This window comes from Sorangium sp. So ce394 (assembly GCF_051474665.1).
Classification (GTDB): Bacteria; Myxococcota_A; Polyangia; order Polyangiales; family Polyangiaceae; genus Sorangium; species Sorangium cellulosum_D.
This window is the reverse complement of the sequence record NZ_CP150339.1, coordinates 10,945,534-10,963,414: the sequence shown is the minus strand read 5'-3', so window position 1 is coordinate 10,963,414 and position 17,881 is coordinate 10,945,534. Positions and strand designations below refer to the sequence as shown.

12 protein-coding genes are annotated in these 17,881 nt (G+C 74.9%); 7 read left to right on the top strand and 5 right to left on the bottom strand.

Annotated elements, in window-relative coordinates; translation table 11 throughout:
- Positions 1 to 292: 292 nt before the first annotated feature.
- The 7 genes from WMF33_RS40445 (at position 293) to WMF33_RS40415 (ending at position 10,597) form a co-directional block, all read left to right on the top strand.
- The gene (locus tag WMF33_RS40445) at positions 293 to 1,420 is read left to right on the top strand and encodes a vWA domain-containing protein (RefSeq protein ID WP_437333607.1); all 1,128 of its coding nucleotides are present in this window, start codon (positions 293 to 295) and stop codon (positions 1,418 to 1,420) included.
- Positions 1,421 to 1,851: 431 nt separating this feature from the next.
- Entirely contained in the window at positions 1,852 to 4,176 is a 2,325-nt protein-coding gene (locus WMF33_RS40440) for a hypothetical protein (RefSeq protein WP_437333606.1), read from the top strand.
- An 89-nt stretch (positions 4,177 to 4,265) separates the two neighbouring features.
- Positions 4,266 to 8,294 carry a hypothetical protein gene (locus tag WMF33_RS40435; protein ID WP_437333605.1) on the top strand — a complete coding sequence of 1,343 codons (4,029 nt, stop codon included), beginning with the start codon at positions 4,266 to 4,268 and terminating at the stop codon, positions 8,292 to 8,294.
- A gap of 92 nt (positions 8,295 to 8,386) precedes the next feature.
- On the top strand, positions 8,387 to 9,127 hold the full coding sequence (locus WMF33_RS40430; protein ID WP_061628538.1) for a Crp/Fnr family transcriptional regulator: 741 nt from the start codon (positions 8,387 to 8,389) through the stop codon (positions 9,125 to 9,127).
- 205 nt (positions 9,128 to 9,332) lie between these two features.
- On the top strand, positions 9,333 to 9,641 hold the full coding sequence (locus WMF33_RS40425) for a hypothetical protein (protein WP_020740254.1): 309 nt from the start codon (positions 9,333 to 9,335) through the stop codon (positions 9,639 to 9,641).
- Between the two features lie 123 nt (positions 9,642 to 9,764).
- Positions 9,765 to 10,145: a dihydroneopterin aldolase gene (locus WMF33_RS40420; RefSeq protein ID WP_437333604.1), complete on the top strand. Its 381-nt coding sequence runs from the start codon at positions 9,765 to 9,767 to the stop codon at positions 10,143 to 10,145.
- A gap of 62 nt (positions 10,146 to 10,207) precedes the next feature.
- Positions 10,208 to 10,597, top strand: a complete 390-nt coding sequence (locus WMF33_RS40415; protein WP_061628536.1) for a YidH family protein — start codon at positions 10,208 to 10,210, stop codon at positions 10,595 to 10,597.
- A 348-nt stretch (positions 10,598 to 10,945) separates the two neighbouring features.
- Here the strand turns inward: WMF33_RS40415 and WMF33_RS40410 are convergent, their stop codons facing one another.
- The 5 genes from WMF33_RS40410 to WMF33_RS40390 form a co-directional block, all read right to left on the bottom strand.
- Complete coding sequence (locus WMF33_RS40410) at positions 10,946 to 14,803, bottom strand: AAA family ATPase (RefSeq protein ID WP_437333603.1); 3,858 nt, start codon at positions 14,801 to 14,803, stop codon at positions 10,946 to 10,948.
- Between the two features lie 165 nt (positions 14,804 to 14,968).
- A complete protein-coding gene (locus WMF33_RS40405; protein ID WP_437333602.1) occupies positions 14,969 to 15,994 on the bottom strand; it encodes an MvdD family ATP-grasp ribosomal peptide maturase in 1,026 nt (341 codons plus the stop codon).
- Positions 15,991 to 17,010, bottom strand: coding sequence for an MvdC family ATP-grasp ribosomal peptide maturase (locus tag WMF33_RS40400; RefSeq protein ID WP_437333601.1), 1,020 nt, complete (start codon positions 17,008 to 17,010; stop codon positions 15,991 to 15,993). Before WMF33_RS40400 ends, WMF33_RS40405 begins: the two co-directional genes overlap by 4 nt.
- 13 nt (positions 17,011 to 17,023) lie before the next feature.
- Positions 17,024 to 17,251 (bottom strand): microviridin/marinostatin family tricyclic proteinase inhibitor, encoded by a 228-nt coding sequence (locus WMF33_RS40395; RefSeq protein ID WP_061624684.1) that lies wholly within the window; start codon positions 17,249 to 17,251, stop codon positions 17,024 to 17,026.
- Between the two features lie 287 nt (positions 17,252 to 17,538).
- The gene (locus WMF33_RS40390; RefSeq protein WP_061624683.1) at positions 17,539 to 17,742 is read right to left on the bottom strand and encodes a microviridin/marinostatin family tricyclic proteinase inhibitor; all 204 of its coding nucleotides are present in this window, start codon (positions 17,740 to 17,742) and stop codon (positions 17,539 to 17,541) included.
- Positions 17,743 to 17,881 lie beyond the last annotated feature (139 nt).

The following is a 17,881-nucleotide window of genomic DNA, read 5'->3' as shown; positions in this document are numbered from 1 at the left end:
AGCACAGAAGCCGTTCCGAGGAGGGAGCGCACGCGCATGCTTAATTCTGCACCTTCGCGCGCTTTTCGGAAAGACTTTGTCACACTGGCGGTAATCACCCCACGCGCCCCATGTGGACCCATCCCGCCGTGCCGCACGCACCGACACCGCCGTGCCGCGCTGCGCCGCCGCGAGCCAGCTCACGATCCCGCGATTCGCCCCTCGCGCCCGTCACCGACTCCGGTAGTCTGGGTCTGCGCCCCTGCGCCCCTGCGCCGCCTCCGCGCCGTCCCTGCCGTACGCCAGCACGCCCATGCGCCTCGAACCGCTCCACCGACTCTCGCTCGCCTCCCTGCTCGGGCTCGCTGCCGCCGCCGGGCTCCACGGTGCCTGCGCCCCGGATTCGGGGATCGGCGCGGCGTCGTCCTCGTCGGAAGGGGTCGGCTCGGGCGGAGACCTCGATCCGGATGGAGGGCTGTTGGGCGACGCGCCCATCGATACCCGCCCCGACCCGGACGCCGCCTGCGGGCTCGTCACCGAGGAGGCGATCGCCGTCCCCCTCAATCTCTACATCATGATGGACAAATCCTCCTCCATGGAGGGAGACAAGTGGGATAGCGCGAAGGTCGGCCTGACCGCGTTCGTCAACAACCCGCGGTTCGCCGGCGTGCGCGTGGCGCTGCGCTTCTTCCCGCGCGCCGCGGACGACGTGCCGGCGTGTGACCAAAATGCCTACAAGACGCCGCTCGTCCCGTTCGGCCCGCTCCCGGGCAACGCGGGCGCGATCGTGGACGCCATCGAGGACGAGTCGCCGAACGGGCTGAGCACGCCCATCTACCCGGCGCTGGGCGGGGCGCTGCTCCAGGGCATCGAGGTGGCGCAGAACCACCCCGACGAGGCCTCCGCCGTGCTGCTCGTCACCGACGGGAAGCCGCAGGGGCCCGCGCCCCAGTGCGGCGGCGCGAACCCGGAGGAGCCGGCGGCCATCGCGGCCCTCGCGGCGGCGGGCGCGCGCTATCGACCGCCGGTGCGCACCTTCGTCATCGGGCTGCCGGGCGTCGACCAGAGCATCGCCAACCAGATCGCCGCGGCCGGCGGCACCGACACCGCGGTCCTCGTCAAGGCGACGAACATCGCCGTCGAGTTCCAGAGCGCGCTCGCGAAGGTGACGGGCCAGGCGCTCCCGTGCGAGTACGAGGTCCCGTCCGAGGTGGCCGGCGGGCAGATCGCGTTCAACGACGTCAACGTCCTCTTCGGGCTCGACGGCGCGCCGCAAGAGATCCTGCCGCAGAGCCCCGGCTGCGACGGTCCAGGCTGGCGCTACGACAACCCGAGCTCGCCCACGGCGCTCGTGCTGTGCCCCGACACCTGCGACGCCGCGAGGAACGCGTCCGCCGCGAAGATCCAGATCCTCCTCGGCTGTGAGACCGTGCTCCGCTGACCGCGCTCGGCAGAGCCCGCTCGGCGCCAGAGCGACGCTCGCCACGAGATGCTCGTCACGAGAAGACGAACGTTGAGCCGCCGAGGCGACGAGGAGCCAAGGAGTCGACTTCCCGGGTTCTCTCGGTGCAGCGGCATTGTCGAGCCCGGTCGCATGCAATGGGACCTCGCAGCGCTTGCCGCGACGCGCGCGTGTCGTATCGCAGCGCTTGCCGCGACGCGCGCGTGTCATGGAGATGACACCGGGAGCGACGAACGGGGTTGGGGAACACGGGGTTGGGGAACGCGGCGTTGGGCAAGACGCACAGCGTCATGGGCGACGGCCGCCGAGCTTCGAGGCGGGGCGCGCGGGGCGGGCGCCAGGCGCCTCGTTGCAACTCTGCACGGCGCTTTGTGGACTCCCGGCCCCCAGCGCCGTAAGAGGACGGGACCATGACGACGGAGTCCTCCCTCGCAGCCGCCGGTTCGCCGCGGCACGCCGCCCCCGCTGCGCTCCACCCCGCCCTGGTGCTGAGCGCGTACCTCGAGCCGCTCGTGCGCGGCCGGCGGGTCGCGGTCCTGGGTGACGCCACCATCGGCCTCGCCGACCGGCTGCTCCAGCGCGGCGCGCGCCTCGTCCACGCCTACGATCCGGACGCCGCGCGCGTCGCGGAGAAGCTCGCGCGAACGGCGCCCGGCCGGCAGCCGCACCCGAGCTTCGCCGTGTTCGACGGCGACCTCGGCGTGCGCGACGGCGCCTTCGACACCCTCGTCATCCCCGACCTCTCGATCTTCGCCGACCCGGCCGAGATCCTCCGGCGCGCCCGCCGCCTCACCGCCGCGAGCGGCGCCGCCATCATCGCGTCGCCGAACCCGGACGTCGCCCGGGGCCTGCTCCCCGCGGGCGCGCGGCGCGGCGCGGCCCCCGGCTACTACGCGCTCTACGACCTCGTGGCGCTCCAGTTCAAGCAGGTGCGGATGGTCGGCCAGGCGCCGTTCGTCGGCTACACGGTCGCGGAGTTCGCGCCGAAGGGCGAGCCCGAGGTGAGCGTGGACACGTCGATCCTCGACGGGTCCGAGGAGCCGGAGTGGTTCATCGCCGTGGCCGGCGAGCGCCTGCCGCGGCTCGACGCGTTCGCCGTCATCGAGCTGCCGTTCGCCGGGTTCCCGGTCGCGGCCGCCGGCCCGTCGGCCGAGGCGCTCACCGAGGCCGAGGGCCGCGCGGAGCGGCTCGGGGGCGAGCTCGCCGCGCTGCGCACCCGGCACCAGCGCGACCGCGAGGACGCGGGGGCCCGCGCCGAGAGCGCGGTCGCCACCGCCGCGCGCCTCGCCGAGACGGAGGCCGAGCTCGAGGCGCGGGGGGCGCGCCTGCGGGAGGTCGAGGCGAGGGCGGGCGACGCCCACGTCCGGGCCGAGCGCCTGGCGCACCAGATCCGCGACATGGAGGAGGAGCTCCGCAGCCAGCGCGACCGCGCGACCCGGCTCGCCAAGCAGCTCGACGACGAGAAGCGGGCGCGGACCAAGGTCGAGCTCGAGCTCGGCATGATCCGCAACAAGCCGGAGATCGCCGGCGCCCGCGACCGCCTCGACGCGGCGACGGCCGAGCTCGAGGCCGCGCGCGCCAGGATCGCCGAGCTCGAGGCGAGGCCCGCCGTCGCGGCGCCGGACCCGGCGCTCTCGGCGCGCGTCGACGAGCTCGAGGCGGCCGCGGCGGGGGCGCGGCGGGAGCTCTCGAAGATCACGGCGGATCGGGACGCCGCGCGCAGGCGCGCGCAGGAGAGCGAGCGCGCGCTGGAGGAGGCGCGGCGCGCGGCGGCGAAGCACGAGGAGCTCGAGGCCGCCCGGGCCGAGCTCGCGCGCGAGCGCGACCGGCTCAAGGAGCGCGTGGAGCGGATCGAGCGGGAGAACCGCGCGCTGGAGGAGCAGCGGAGCGCCCTCGACGCGCGCAGGCTGTTGCTGGAGGCGCGGATCGTCGAGCTCGAGCAGCGCGTCGTCGCGCTGGAGCAGCGGGCCGCGGAGCTGGAGAAGCGCGACCCCGGCGAGGCGGCGGCCGCCGAGATCGCGAGCCTCGAGGCGGCGCTCCGCGACCGGGGCCACGTCATCGCGTCGCTCAAGGCGCAGCTGCTCGAGAGCGAGCGCGTGGGCAAGGAGCTCGTCGACGAGCTCGGGACGGCCTTCGCGTCGGGCACGGCGGAGAGCGGCGGGCCGGGCCAGGCCGCGGGCGGTGGGTCGGGCGGGGCGCTCCCGGGCAACGGCGGGCAGGGCGACGCCGTGGAGGCGCTCCGGCAGCAGCTCGACGCGCTGGCGCGGAGCGCCGCCGCGAGCGAGGCCGACCTGCGCGCCGCGAGCTGGAAGGTCGCGCAGCTCGAGCGCGAGCTGTCCGAGGCGCGCGATACGGCCGGCGCGCCCCAGGCGCTCCACGACGCGCTCGAGCAGGCGCTCGTCGCCGCGCAGGCGGAGATCGCGGCGCTGCGCCGGGCGGCGGAGCGCGAAGAGGCGGGCGAGGCGCGCCAGGATGTGGGCGGGAGCGCGGCGGGCGAGGCGCGCCAGGACGCGAGCGCGGCGCCCGAGGACGCCGGCGAGGCGCGCGAGGATGCGAGCGCGGCGCGCGAGGAGGCGGGCGCGGCGCACCAGGATGTGAGCGCGGCGCGCGACGACGTGGCCGGGGCGCGCGACGACGTGGCCGGGGCGCGCGAGGATCTGGGCGTGCCGCCCGAGGTGATCGAGCAGGCGGTGCTCCTTCAGCAGGTCGCCAGCGCTGTCGAAGCGGGGGCGTGAGCGAGGACGCCGCGGGCTGCGGCCCACCCGACCCGCGTGAACGCGGGGTACCTGTGCGCACGCGGTCGCTCGCGCTAAGGACCGAGCCGATGCGCGCACCTCGCCCCCTCTCCTCGCTCCTCCGGCTCGCCGGCGCCGCCGCCCTGGCCCTCGCGCTCGGCGCATGCAGCGCGGCCACCGCGCCCCGCGCGCCAGACCCCATCGCCTCGCTCCGCGACGCGGGCGCGCGCTCGACCGACGGCGAGGTCGTCGGCCGCTGGCTGCTCGGGGAGCTCCTCGTCCCGGGCGGCACGCCCGCGGGCGTCAAGGCGGCGCGCAAGCGCCTCGACGGGATCGGGGCGAAGTCCATGCTCGCGTCGCTGGGGCGCGCGATCGACGACGAGGCGCACGGCCGCAACGCGCGCGCGGCGGCGGCCTACCTCGAGGCGGTGGACGCGGCGCGGGTGAGCGCGCACCCCGACGCCCCCCTCGTGGGCTGGTTCGCCGCCAATCACCTGCTCGGGCTGCGGTCCAGCGTCGTCGGCCTCTGGAAAACGTCCCGCGAGGTCGTCCTGCGCGCGATCGACCGCCCCGGCAACCTCGGCTGGCGCGCGCGGGCCGAGCTCGTCGAGTGGTGGAGCATCGAGGGGCTGCCCGAGGAGGCGGCCGCCGCGGCGCGCGCGGACAGCGCCGGCGGCGCCGGGGCCGCGCCCGCCGCGCCGCTCATCGACGTCGCGGCGCGCCGCTACGGGTGCATCGAGGACGCCCGCTTCGCCGGCCCGTTCGGCCACCTGGCCGAGAGCGACCACCGCGTGCGCTACGAGGCGGAGCGCGCCGGCCCCTGGCCGCCCGTGTTCCCGCGCGATCCCCGCCGCGCCGACCCGCCGCGCGTGCTCGGCGCCGAGCGCCGCGGCTGCCAGCTCTCCGCGGTCGCGCCCGACGCGCGCGGCGAGGGCAGGGCCAGGGGCATCTTCTACGTCGAGACCTTCGTCGACCTGCCCGCCGAGCGCGAGCTGATCATCGCGGTCCAGGGCGCCTTCGCCATCCTCGTGGACGACGTCGAGGTGCTGACGCGCGACATGAAGCAGTGGGGGATCTGGCCGAGGTTCGGCGCGCGCCTGCGCCTCGGCCCGGGCCGGCACCGCATCCTCGCCCGCGTCGGGAGCGGCGAGACCTCCATCCGGCTGCTCGCGCCGGACGGCACGCCCCTCGGCGTGGCCACGTCCGCCGATCCGACGCCCCCGTACTCGCTCTTCCCGCCCGAGGTCCTGCCGGATCCCAACCCCATCGAGCCGTTCCTCAACGCGCTCGGGGTGCCGCCGCAGCCCGCGCCGAAGGTGGCGCGCGCGCTCGGGCTGCGCGGCGCGCCGCGCCCCGAGCGCGACGTGAACGACCCGATCTCCCGCTACCTCGCCGCGACCATCGCGCACCTCGAGGGCCAGGACGACGTGAGCGCGGTGCTGATCGAGCCGCTCGTGGCCGATCCGGCGCGCGCCACCGGCCCCGCGCTCGCGACGCAGGCCGTCTTCCTCGAGAAGGACCCGATCTTCCCGCCGTCCGACGGCCGCGACCTCGTGAAGGACGTGCGCGCCCGCGCCGCGGCGAAGGACCCGGAGCTCTGGTATCCCCGCTTCTGGCTCGCGCTCGAGGAGGCCGACAAGGCGGGCCTGTCCGAGGTGACCCGCACGGTCGAGGCGCTCGCCGACCAGTTCCGCGAGGTGCCCGACCTCCTGAAGACGCTCGCCGCGATGTACTCGCGGCTCGGCTGGCGCGTCGAGCAGGTCCGCACCGTGAAGGAGGCCGCCGCGCGCTTCCCGGACGACGTCGAGGTGCTGGGCGCGCTCCTTCGCATTCACGACGCCGACGGGCACGTCGCGCAGGCGGACGAGCTCGCCGCCCGCATCCGGGGGCTCGACCCCGACGCGGAGATCGAGCTGGAGCGGGCGATCGATCGGCGCGACTACGCGGCGGCCATCCGGGAGCTCCAGCGCCTCGGCGCCGTCCGCCGGGACCGCAAGGACATCGCGCTGCGCATCGCCGACCTCCTGACCCGCGCCGGCAAGCGCGCCGAGTCGTTCGAGCAGCTCGAGCGCGCGCTCGCGAGGTCGCCGGACGACGCGGACGCGCGCCTCGCGCTCGCCGACGCGCGCTTCGCCCGGGGGGAGCGCGACGCGCTCCAGAAGGCGCTCATCGAGGCGATCCGGACGGGCTCGGACACCTCGAGCCTGCGCGACGCGATCGAGCTGCTCGACGGCACGACCGAGCTCAGCCCCTACCGGCTCGACGGGAAGCGGGTGATCGCCGAGCACGAGGCCTCGGGCGAGGTGATGCCGGGCACGGCGGCGCGCGTGCTCGACTACGCGGCCCTGTGGATCCACGAGGACGGCTCGGCGCGGATGCTCCAGCACGAGATCATCCGGATCCAGTCGCGCGAGGCCATCCAGGAGCACGCCGAGCAGCGCGTGCCCGACGGGCTCGTGCTCAAGCTGCGCACGGTCAAGCGCGACGGGTCGATCCACGAGCCGGAGTTCATCGAGGACAAGCCGACCGTGACCATGCCGCACCTCGAGGTCGGCGATTACATCGAGGTGGAGAACCTGTTCGTCCTGCGCGGCGACGGCCAGGGGGGCCTCACGTTCCAGGGCCCGCGCTGGTTCTTCCGCGAGGAGAAGGTCCCGTACTGGCGGAGCGAGTTCATCATCGTGTCGCCGAAGAGCCGGCCCCTCGACGTGGAGGTCTCCGGCCCGGTGCCCGCCCCGGAGATCGTCGAGTCCGGCGCGCTCGTCACCCGCCGCTACCGCGTCGACAAGAGCCCCGCGCTCCCGGAGGAGCCGGCGAGCGCGCCGATGGCGGAGTTCCTGCCGAACGTCCGCGTCGGCTGGGGCATCACCCTGGCGGACACGATCGCGCGCATGGTCGACGCGGCCGCCGACGAGACGCCGCGCGATCCGCGGCTCGTGCGCATCGCGCGGGCGATCGCGCGGACGCCGATCGCGCCGGGGGCCTCCGGCGCGGCCGCGGGCGGCGGGGCGGGGAAGGCCGCCGGGGGCGGCGGCGCGGCGGGGGGCGAGGCCGGGGCGGCGCCGTCGAAGGACGAGCAGGCGCGCCGCATCTACCGGTGGGTGCTCGCCAACGTGGAGGCGGGGCGCGAGAACGACGGCCGCCGCGTGGTCATCGGCAAGAGCGGCAACCGGACCGAGGCGTTCCTCTACCTGTGCCGCCTGGTCGGGATCGACGCCGGCTACGGTGTCGTGAGCGACCGGCTCGCCGCGCCGCCGCGCGGCCCCATGAGCGAGGCCGAGACGTGGAGCGCGCTCGCGGTGCGCGTCGACACCGGCGACAAGCCCGGCGCGGGCGCGGCCCGCTGGATGTTCGTGCGCGACAAGTTCGCGCCGTACGGCTACCTGCCGAGCTCCCTCCGCGGGCAGCCGGCGATCGTGCTGCGGCCCGGGGCGCCGCGCGAGGTGACGCCCTCGTCCGGCGCGCACGACGGCGTGGTCACCGAGGGCGTCGCCGAGGTGGCCCGGGACGGCTCGGCGTCGCTGTCGATCGAGCAGCGCTACGACGGCAAGCTCGCGATCGCGCTGCGCTCGGCGCTGGAGTCGCTCCCCGACGCGCAGCTCCGGGACGCGGTCGAGTCGCGGCTCCTGCCGCAGATGGTGCCGGGGGCGCGGCTCCAGGAGATCCAGGTGAAGGAGCTGACCGAGATCGACCGGCCGCTCACCCTGAAGATGAAGATCTCGGCCGCGAGCTTCGCGCGCGCGCAGGGCCCGGAGCTCGTGCTCTCGCCGCCCTTCGGCGTGCGCGTGGCCAGCCTCGCCAGCCTGCCGGTCCGGGAGACGCCGCTCTACCTGTCCGAGCAGATCGCGACCCGCTCGGAGGTGCGGCTCCGCGTCAAGCTCCCTCCGGGCGCGCGCGTGGCCACGCGGCTCGCTCCGTTTGCGGCGGACAATGACGGGCGCACCGTGCGGGTGAACGATCGCCTCGACGGCGGCGCGCTGCTCCTCGATCGCTTCCTGGAGCTGCCCGCGGGCCGCGTGCAACCAGACGCTTACCCGCGGTTTCAGCAGTTCGCCCGCGCGGCGGACGGCGCGCTCGACCGGGACATCGTCGTGCTGCTCGACCGCGACGGACGCTGATCCCGGCGCCCGCGCGTCCCCTTCGAGCGCCCCGGTTCCGGGGATTCCTGTGTGCCAACCTACGCAGTATGGATTACGCTTTTGCTCTACCCGTGAGCGATCTGGATTCCCAGTACGCGCCGGATACCGGGCGCCCGCCGACCGATCCCGTGAAGGCGCGGGTGGCGCGCGCTTTCCGGCTCTCCTCGCTCTTCGCGCAGGTCGACCGCGCGGTGCGCGACGCGGTCACCGACGCCGCCGTGCTCGAGGTGGTGGCGTCCGACGCGGCGATCTTCGAGCAGGGCGCCCCTGCGGACACGCTCGTGGTGCTCGGCCGGGGCCGGGCGCGCGTCGAGCGCATCAACGACGCGGGCGCCGCGTTCCCGCTCAGCTACCGCGGCACGGGCGACGTGCTCGGCGAGTCGTGCCTCGGCGGGCTGGAGACGCGGACGGAGCGCGCGGTCGCGATGGACGAGGCCGAGGTGGTCCGCGTGCCGCTCGCGCTCATCCGCGAGCTCTGCGCTCAGCACCCGGGGTTCGGGGGGGCGGTGTTCGCGCTCCTCGTCGCGCGGCAGCGCGAGACCGAGGACCGGATCGAGTCGATGCTGTTCAAGAACGTGGGCGGGAGGCTGGCCGAGTTCCTCCTGCACGCGGCGGAGCGCTGGGGCGTGCCGACGCCGCGGGGGACGCTGATCTCGGCGCCGATCACGCACGCCGAGATCGCGCAGGTGATCGGCTCGACGCGGGAGACGGTGACGCTGACGCTGGGCGCGCTGCGGAAGGAGGGGGTGCTCGACGTGGCCGGGCGGCGGCTCATCGTGAAGGATCGCGAGGCGCTCGCCCGGAAGCGGTAGGGGACGCGGATCGCGCCGGCGCGCGGCGCCGCTATGCGCGGATGGCGTCGGAGGTGGCGCGAGCGGCGAGATCCTCGGCCATGTCGCGTGGACATGCGCGCTGTCGCGCGGCTGCTCGCGCCCTCGCGCGCGCCGTTCCCTGTTGACGTGGCGCACGAAGCGCCGATACGCCTTCGCGAGTCGACCTCGCAGGAAAGGATTGCTCATGCCGAAGCTCAGCTCCGGAACAGCCATCGCCGTCGCGTTTCTCTTCGGTTGCTCCGCGTCGTACGTGGCGCCGCGCTTCCTGGTGCCGCCGGTGCACGCGGGGAGCGATCCGCCCCGGTGGGAGGTGCGGTGCGTGGACGCCGAGACGGCGCAGGTCAGCGACGCCCAGCTCCTCGAGGTGACGAGCGCGTCCGGGTGGAACCCGGTCCTCAAGCGGTTCGGGCAGGAGGGCTGGGAGCCGGTGCAGTTCCTGCGCAGCGAGCTCGCCGCGAAGATCGACGCCGTGTGCTTCAAGCGGCCTCTCTGACCGGGCGCGCGGCGCCGCGCGCCGCGCGGGAGCGCGCCCGGGGGGGGCCGCCGCGAGCGGGCGAGCCTGCGGCCGCGCAACCTTCGGCGGAAGCCGGCCGGAAGGCGTGCTAGGGGGGCGCGGATGGAGTCTGCGATCCAGACGTACCGGATCCGCCTCGACGGCATCCGCTTTCGCGCCAAGCACGGCGTGTCCCGCGCCGAGCGCGACTTGCCCCAGGATTTCGTGGTGTGCCTGGAGGTGGAGCTCCCGGTCGCCTTATTGCCCCGCGCCGACGCGCGGGCGCGGGTGTTCGATTACGACAGGCTGGCGAGCCTGGTCGTCGAGGCGGGCACGAGCGCCTCGTACAAGCTGCTCGAGACGCTCGCCCAGCGGATCATCGAGCGCGTGCTCGACGACACGCCGGCCCTCGGGGTCACCGTTCAGGTGAAGAAGTTCGGCCCCCCGACGTCGGTGTCGGTGGACTCGGCGTCGGTCGAGCTCTCGGGGCGCAAGGGCGGGTGAGCGCGGGCGCGTCGGGCGGGTGAGCGGCTGTCGCGCCGGCGCGGTGAGGAGGGCGGTCGGCCATGCCCGGTGAGGAGAGCGCGAAGCGGACGGAGGCCTATGCGCGGGAGCACCTGGCCAACGAGCGGACGCACCTCGCCTATGTGCGCACGGCGATCGCGCTGCTCAGCTTCGGCATCACGCTCAACAGGTTCAGCCTGTACTTCCTGGAGGCGGCGCCCGGGGCCGCGCAGGTGGGATCGCGGTCGATGCTGCGGGAGGTGGTGGGCCTCGGCGCGGGGATGGTCCTGCTCGGGATGGCGCTGATGGCGTGGGCCGCGGTGCGGTACCTGCGGGCGTACAGCGATATCGAGCGCGGGGCATACCGGCCCGACAGGACGGCGATCCTGATCTTCACGGCCGCGATCTTCCTGATCGGCGCGGCGAGCGTCGCCTGGCTGTTCACGTCGTGAGGGCGGCGACGCGAAGGCACCAAGAAAAATGATGTGAAGAGAATTTAACGCAAAGACGCAAAGACGCAAAGGCGCAAAAAAGAAAGAAGATTTGGGGTTTGATATCCTGCGATTTGCCTCTGTGTTCCTTGCCCCTTTGCGTTGAATCCTCATGTCGTGCGACCGCTTCGATCGCCGCATTCGCCCACTCTGTCTCTGTCTTTTTTTGCGTCTTTGCGTCTTTGCGCCTTTGCGTTGAACTCTCGGTCTCCAGGACCGCCTCGGCCGTGAGGCGCCCTGCCTCTGGCGTCCTTGCGTCTCAACGCTGGTCCTGCGCGGCCACCGCAGCCCGGCGCAGGGCGCCGGCCTTCACCGCAGCCGGTGCTCGCGCAGCACGTCGGCCGGCACCGCCTCCCGCGCGAGCTCGCAGAGACGCGCGTGGTGCGTGAAGAACAGCACCTGCGTCGTCGCCGTCAGCTCGCCGAGCACCGCGAGGGCCGCCCGGGCGCGGTCGTCGTCGAAATGGATCAGGAGGTCGTCCAGGATGAGCGGCATCGGCTCGCCCGTCCGCGCGTGGTGCTCCAGGCTCGCGAGGCGCAGCGCGAGGTAAAGCTGGTCGCGCGTGCCGTCGCTCAGGCCGGTCACGTCCACCTCGCGCTGCACCGGCGCCTTCGCGGGCTCCGCCGCCGCGTCCGCCGACGCCGGCGCCGCCCCGCCGGCGGGAGCGGCGGCGACAGACGGCGCCGCGCGGACGCAGCGGAGGATCGCCTGCTCGCTCTCGTCGTAACCCACCCGAAGGCCGGCGAAGGCGCCCAGCGTCAGGCGATGGAAGAGCGCGCTCGCACGCGCCAGGATCGGCCCCTGGTTGCGCTCCCGGTAGCGCTCGATCTCCCGATCGAGCAGCACCGCGGCGAGGCGCGCCCGCACGTAGCGGCGCACCTCGCCGCGCAGGTGCGACAGGCAGATCTGCGCCTCCACCGCGGCCTCCGCGGCGCCCACCGTCGCCCTGAGGTGCTCGCGCTCCTGCTCCAGGCTCCCGAGCGCCCGATCGATCCGGCGCCGCTCGTCCTCCAGCGCCACGAGCCGCTGCTCCGCGCGGTCGAGCTCGAGCGCGAGCGCGTCCCGCTCCGCCCCCGCGGTCTCCTGCTCCAGCGCCGCGACGCCCGCGCCCTCGCCCGCCTCGAGGAGCTTGCCCTCGTTCTCGACGAGCTCGCGGTCGAGCCGGCGCGCCTCGCGCGAGCGCTCCTCCGAAAGCGACAGCGCCGCGAGGTCGCCGGCGACGTCGCCCGTGCGCGCGACGCCCGCCGCCTCGAACAGCTTCGCGAGGCGCGCCTCGGCGGCCGCGCGCCGCGCCTCCTGCTGGTCCCGCTCGCGGCGCTTCTCGGCCATGCGCACTTCGATCTCGCCGCGCTCGCGGAGGTCGGCGCGCGCCTTGTGGTGGCGCTTGATCAGCTGATCGGCGGCCTGATCCGCCGGCAGCTCGGCCAGATCCGGCGCGTGCCGGGCCGCGAGCGCGGCCACGTCGGCCGCGAACGCGAGGGCGTCGCGCTCCATCCCGAGCACCCGGCGGCGCTCGTGGGCCGCGCTGTCCACCTTGCGGAACAGCGCGCCGAGCTCGTCGAGGATCGCCGTGGCCTCGTCCGCGGACGCGTCGCCGGGCAGGCCGAGCGCCCGCACGCTCTCCGCCCAGCCGGCCCGCCACGCCTTGAGCGCGCGCGCGTGCTCCGCCCGCTCCCGCTCGAGGTCCTCGAGCTCGCGCTCGAGCTCCTTGCGCTCCCGCGCGAGCTCGCGGCGCTCGCGGGCCGCGCCCTCGATGGCCGCGAGCTCCTGCTCCGCCGCCTCGACGAGCGCCGGGAGGCGCGCGGCCGCGTCCTCCAGCGGCCCGGCGCCCGCGCCCGCGCCGCCAGCGTCCCCGCGCGCGCCGCCCAACGCGGCGCGTGCGCCCTGGATCGCCGCGTGGAGCTCGGCGGCGTGGGCCTGCATCCGCGCCCGCAGCGCCTCGGCCTCCGCCTCCGCGGCGCGCAGCCGGTCGACCGTGGCGGTCAGGCCCGCGTGGCGGCCGAGCCAGCCGCGCATCTCCTCGGGCGAGCGCGGCGCGACGCCCGCCGGCCGCCACAGCTCGACCCACGCGGCCTCGGCCTCCTCCGCGCGGCGCGCCAGCGCGGCGCGCTCCGCGGCGAGCTGCGCCTGATCCGCCTCGGCCCGCGCCTTGTCCGCGAGCAGCCGCGCCAGGCGGGCGACCCGGTCGGCCTCGCGGCGCAGCCGATCGGCCAGGGCGTCCGCGACGCGGACCAGCTCGGCGTAGTCGTCGGCCTTGCCGCGCGCGGCCGCCTCGCCCGACGCGCCGAGCGCCGGCCTGCGCCCCGCGCCGGGCGAGGCGGCCACGTCCGCGCCGAGGTCGAAGAGCGTGGCGGTGTGGATCGCCGCCGCCGCGCGGGCGCTCCCCTTGGCCTGGAGCGCGCGCAGCAGCGCCTTGAAGGCGGCGTCGCGGCGCTCGCGCGCCTCGGCGAGGTCGGCCTCCGTGGGCACCGCGCCGGCGCGCTGGAGGGCGTCGATCTCGCGCGCGCTCTCGCGCAGGCGCGCCTCGACCTCGGCCGCGCGCTCGGCGAGCCGCTCCCGCTCGCGCGCGATGGCGCCCCACTGCGCCGCCGCCTGGTCGACCGTCTCGGGGAGCGGGACGGGCAGGGCGCTCGCCTCGGCGGCGGAGAGCGGCCGCCTCGCCGGAGCGGCGGCGCCGCCGGCCGCGCCGTCGTCGTCGAGGCGCGCCGGCGCGCTGTCGACGTCGAGGCGCGCCCGCTGCGCAGGCGCGCCGAGCCCGAGCCGGGCGCGCTGCGCGTCGGCCTCGCGCGCGAGCTGCGCCGCCGCGGCGGCGGCCTCGCGGCGGCGGTGCTCGAGGTCGCCCTGCTTCTGCGCGCGCGAGAGCGCGCCCCGGAGCGGGGCGGGGTCCTCGCTCGGCGGCAGCTCGGCGAGCCGGCGCGCGCACGCGTCGCGCCGCGCGCGGTTCGCCGCGAGCAGCCGCTCCACCTCGCGCGGCTTGGCCTCGACCGCGCCGCGCTCGCGGGCGAGCTTCTTGATGCGCGCCTCGGTGGCGACGTCGACGCGCATCGCCTCGAGCCGCTCGGCCTCCGCGCCGCCGACGAGCGAGGCGTCCCGCCCGAGCCTGCGGAGGATCGCGCGCGCCTCCTCCTCGATGCCGTGGAGCTCCGCGCGGACCCGCGGCAGGTCGACGGCGGCCTTGCGGTGGCTCCCGAGCCGGGTCACGAGGCCGTCGATCGCGCCCGGATCGAGCTCGGCGAGCGACGCGGGGACGTGCAGCGCGGCGTGGCGGGCCTCGAGCTCCTCGATGTCGGCGCGGAGCCGCGCCGCCTGCTCGGCCGCGTCGGCGGCGCGCTCCTGCGCGTCCTCGCGATCCCGCTGCGCGCCCTCCGGCAGGAGGACGACGTCGCCGAGGGCGGCGCGCCTGCCGAGAATCGCGCGCCGCGCCTCGAGCAGCGGGAGCACCCGGAGCGCGCGCCGCAGCCGCTTGTCGGTCGCCCGGAGCGCGCGGAGCTCCGCGTCGACGCGCTCCTGCTCGGCCTTGGCCTCGTCGATCTCCTGCCGCTTGCGCGTCCAGTCCGCGGGCGGCCGCGCGGCGGCCTTGGCGCGGCCCCGCGCCTCCTCGAACGCCTTGATCGCCTCGTTGAGCGGGCGGGTCCTCGCCTGGGGCGTGAAGATCTCGTCCGCCTCCTGGCGCAGCGTGCCGAGCAGCTGCTGCAGCCCCGGCCCGCCGAGCCCCGCGCCGAACAGGCTCTGGCCGACGTCGCCCTTGCCCTGGAGCAGCGCCTCGGCGCCCTGCCGGAGCGTGTCGTGATCCAGCCCGAAGGAGGTGCGGAAGAGCTCCTCCGTGACGCCGCCGAGCAGCGGCGCGAGCGCCGCGTCCTCGAGGGGGTTGTCGTCCGGGTCGCGGAGCGTCTTCACGCGCCCCTTGCGGCGGACGAACGCGAGCGCCGCGTCCCCCCTGCCCGCGAGCCGCCCGCCGACGCGGAGATCGGTGTTGTGGTGCAGGTGGGCGTCGGGCGTGATGTGCGGGATGCCGTAGAGCAGGCCGCGGATCGCCCGGAGCGCGGTGCTCTTGCCGGCCTCGTTGGGGCCGTAGATGACGTGCAGGCCCGGCGACGGCGAGGAGAAATCGAGCCGGAGATCCGTGAAGGGGCCGAACGCGAGGAGGTGGAGCTCTAGGATCTTCACGAGGTCGCCGGCCAGGGGGGTGCCCTCCCCTGAACGGATAGCAAGTGCGAAACCTCCGCGCGATGTCAAGGCCGCTCCTCGCGGCGCGCCTGCTCGGTCCGCCGGAGGGCGGGCGGGTTCTGCTGGAGGTGGCGGGCGGGCGGCGCTGTACGCTGTACGTCCGGCTCAGCGGGGCTGCGTCACGGGGGCGTGCAGGAAGGCGCTCCACGAGCCGCGGCGCGGCGCCTTGCCGAGCAGCACCTCGGCGAGCGCTTCGCTGATCGGGAGCCCGGGGCTCCGCTCCAGCCAGAAGAACTCGCCGACGGGGTTGACCTCGAGGAAGACGTGCCGGCCGTCCGGCGTGCGGAGGATGTCGAGGGCGCCGTAGTTGAGGCCGAGCTGATCCATCAGCCGGAGCACCGCGGTCTCGACGTCGGGCGGGAGCGCGTCCTTGCGCCACGCGTCGATGAGCTCGAGCCCCTGCCGCCGCCAGTCGACCTCGGCGCCGGGCGCCACCTCTGGATCGATCGACGCCGCGAACACGCGCTCGCCCACGACCGTCACCCGCAGCTCGCGCGCCTTCGGGATCCTCTCCTGGAAGGTCATCGGGCAGAGCGAGAGCCCCCGCATGTCCGCGAGGTCCTCCTCCCGGAGGGCGTTCGTGAAGACCACGTGCTCCTCGCCGCCGCGGTAGACGGCGAACGACGAGAGCATCTTGGCGATCACCCCGCCCGGGCAGGTCGCGGCGAAGGCCCGCGCCGCATCTTCGTCGTTGGTGGTGAGCGTGCGCGGCGTGTCGAGGCCGACCTCGCGGGCGATGTCGAGCTGCACCTGCTTGTTCGACGCGAAGCGCACCGCCGGCAGCGGGTCGACCTGCGGGACGCGGAGCGCCGCCAGCAGGCCCTCCACGGTCCGCTTCGCCTCCTCGACCGACGCGCTCCGCAGCTGCGGGTCCATCGACGCGGGCAGCCCGCGGCCGAACGCGACCCGGCGGTACCAGACGGCGGTCACGTCGCTGAGATCGAGCTCGCCACCGCCGGCGCGCAGCGTGGAGCGGCGCACCCCGGGCCCCGAGGCGAGCGCGAGATGCGCCCCGCCGGGGAAGAGGTCGGTGTTGAAGCGGAAGGCCCGGCCCCCCAGCCGCTCGATCGCGGCGGCGACGCGGGCGATGCACTCGTTGTCTTCGCTGTGCGTGATGATGAGGACGGTCACGGGTTCTCCGTCGGAGCGAGCAGCGCCTCCGCCAGCGCGTCGGCGATCGGCAGGCCGAGGTCCCGCTCCAGCATGCCCCACTCGCCGGCGGGGTTGATCTCGAGGAAGACGTGCTCTCCCTCGGGCGTCCGGATGAGGTCGACGGCCCCGAAGGCGAGCCCGAGGGCGCGGAGGAGGGCGCCGAGCCGCGCCTCGACGTCGCGCGGGAGCGCGTCCTGCTCCCACGCGATGCCGGCGGCGCTGACGTCCGGGTGGCGCCAGTCGACGGCGATCGACTCGTAGCGGGAGGCGTCGAGCGCGCCGGGGAAGCACCGGCCGCCGACGCAGGCGACGCGCAGCTCGCGCGCCTTGGGGATGCGCTCCTGGAAGACCATCGGGCTCTGGCGCAGGCCGGAGAGGGCGTCGAGGTCGGTCGCCGAGACGGCGTGCGTGAAGACGAAGGGAGTGTTGCCCGAGAGGCTCGTCGAGAAGGGCGTGAGCATCTTGGCGACCACGTTCCCGCCGAGGCGCGCGAAGAAGGCGCGGGCCTCGGCCGCGTCGTTCGTCACCAGCGTCTCGGGGATGCGCAGGCCGACCGACGCGGCCACCGCGAGCTGGCGCAGCTTGTCCTGGGCGCGCTCCTCGGCCGCCGGCTCGTTGATCCACCGCCGCGCGGGGAGCCCGCGCAGCCAGCCGGCCAGCGCCGCCATCGACTCGCGCACGCAGGCGGCGCGGTACGCCTCCGGGACGCCCTCGCCGAGGTTCGGCGCCCAGACGCGCCGGAGCCAGACGGCGGAGATCTCGTCCCCGCCGAGCGCGGCCCCGGCGCCCTCCAGGCGGCGTCGCACGCCGCCGGCCCCGAGCGCCGTCGAGAGGGCGATGTCGCGAGGAAACCGGTCGACGTTCAGGCGAACGGGGCGGGCGCCGCGCCGTCGCAGCGCCTCCGCCACGCGCTCGATCCCGAAGTCGTCCTGTGAATGCGAGACCAGGAGGACGTTTTCGCCCGCGGTCGTCACGTCGGGTTGCCTCTCTCGCACGGGCCCGGGCGGCTCATACCCCGGAGCCGGAGTCTTCGCCGTCCGACGGGTACTTCAGCGTGGTGTAGATGGGCGGATCGTCATCGCTGTCCGAGGGGAACTTCTTCGTCACGGCGCCCCCGCCGGCCTTGACGCCGGTCCGGACGCGCTTCTGGTCCTCCAGGAAACGGGCGAAGAAGGGCACCGCCTCGGCGGCCTCCTGCTCCTGCTGTTCGGGCTCACGGAGATCGACATCAGCCATGGGATACCTCCAGATTGGGACGGCGGCGCCGTCGAGGATAAGAGGGATAATTAAACGAGCAACCAGGCGGGTAGGCAAGCCCGCGGGCACCCTGAACACGGTGGTTGCGACCGATTCCGCTGCTGCGGTCGTCTTTCAGTCGCGGGGTGCTCGGCTGTGTTGAATATTGTTAAAGTTCGTTGCGCTGGGTTGCGTGTCGTCGAGCCTGGTCGCGTGTCGGCGAACCTGGCCGCGCGGCGCCTCGATCGCGTGATCTGGCGCGTGATCTGGCGCGCGCGGCGCGCGGATCACTTCACGCCCAGATCTTCGTCGTTGTCGGAGGGGAACTTGAGGGTGACGGCCTCACCACCACCGGTATCCTCACCGTCCGAGGGGAATTTCATCGTCGTGACACACCCGCCGGCTTTGACGCCGGTGCGGACACGCTTCTGATCCTCCAGGAAGCGAGCGAAGAAGGGGACCTGCTCGGGATCGCGATCGATATCAGCCATGGGAAACCTCCAGATTGGATGTACTGCCATGCGGCAGAGCCGCCGTGGGCAGGATGGATTGGGCCGACCCGCTGCGCACGTTAAGTTTTGCTATGCTCATCGACTCACCCGGGCGATGGGCGTGACTTCCTGACCCTGC

Bases quoted from the DNA above. Each gene is read 5' to 3' on its own strand.
- WMF33_RS40445 (WP_437333607.1), top strand. From the start codon at position 293: ATGCGCCTCGAACCGCTCCACCGACTCTCGCTCGCCTCCCTGCTCGGG.
- WMF33_RS40425 (WP_020740254.1), top strand. From the start codon at position 9,333: ATGCCGAAGCTCAGCTCCGGAACAGCCATCGCCGTCGCGTTTCTCTTC.
- WMF33_RS40390 (WP_061624683.1), bottom strand. From the start codon at position 17,742: ATGGCTGATATCGATCGCGATCCCGAGCAGGTCCCCTTCTTCGCTCGC.
- WMF33_RS40415 (WP_061628536.1), top strand. From the start codon at position 10,208: ATGCCCGGTGAGGAGAGCGCGAAGCGGACGGAGGCCTATGCGCGGGAG.
- WMF33_RS40440 (WP_437333606.1), top strand. From the start codon at position 1,852: ATGACGACGGAGTCCTCCCTCGCAGCCGCCGGTTCGCCGCGGCACGCC.
- WMF33_RS40395 (WP_061624684.1), bottom strand. From the start codon at position 17,251: ATGGCTGATGTCGATCTCCGTGAGCCCGAACAGCAGGAGCAGGAGGCC.
- WMF33_RS40435 (WP_437333605.1), top strand. From the start codon at position 4,266: ATGCGCGCACCTCGCCCCCTCTCCTCGCTCCTCCGGCTCGCCGGCGCC.
- WMF33_RS40420 (WP_437333604.1), top strand. From the start codon at position 9,765: ATGGAGTCTGCGATCCAGACGTACCGGATCCGCCTCGACGGCATCCGC.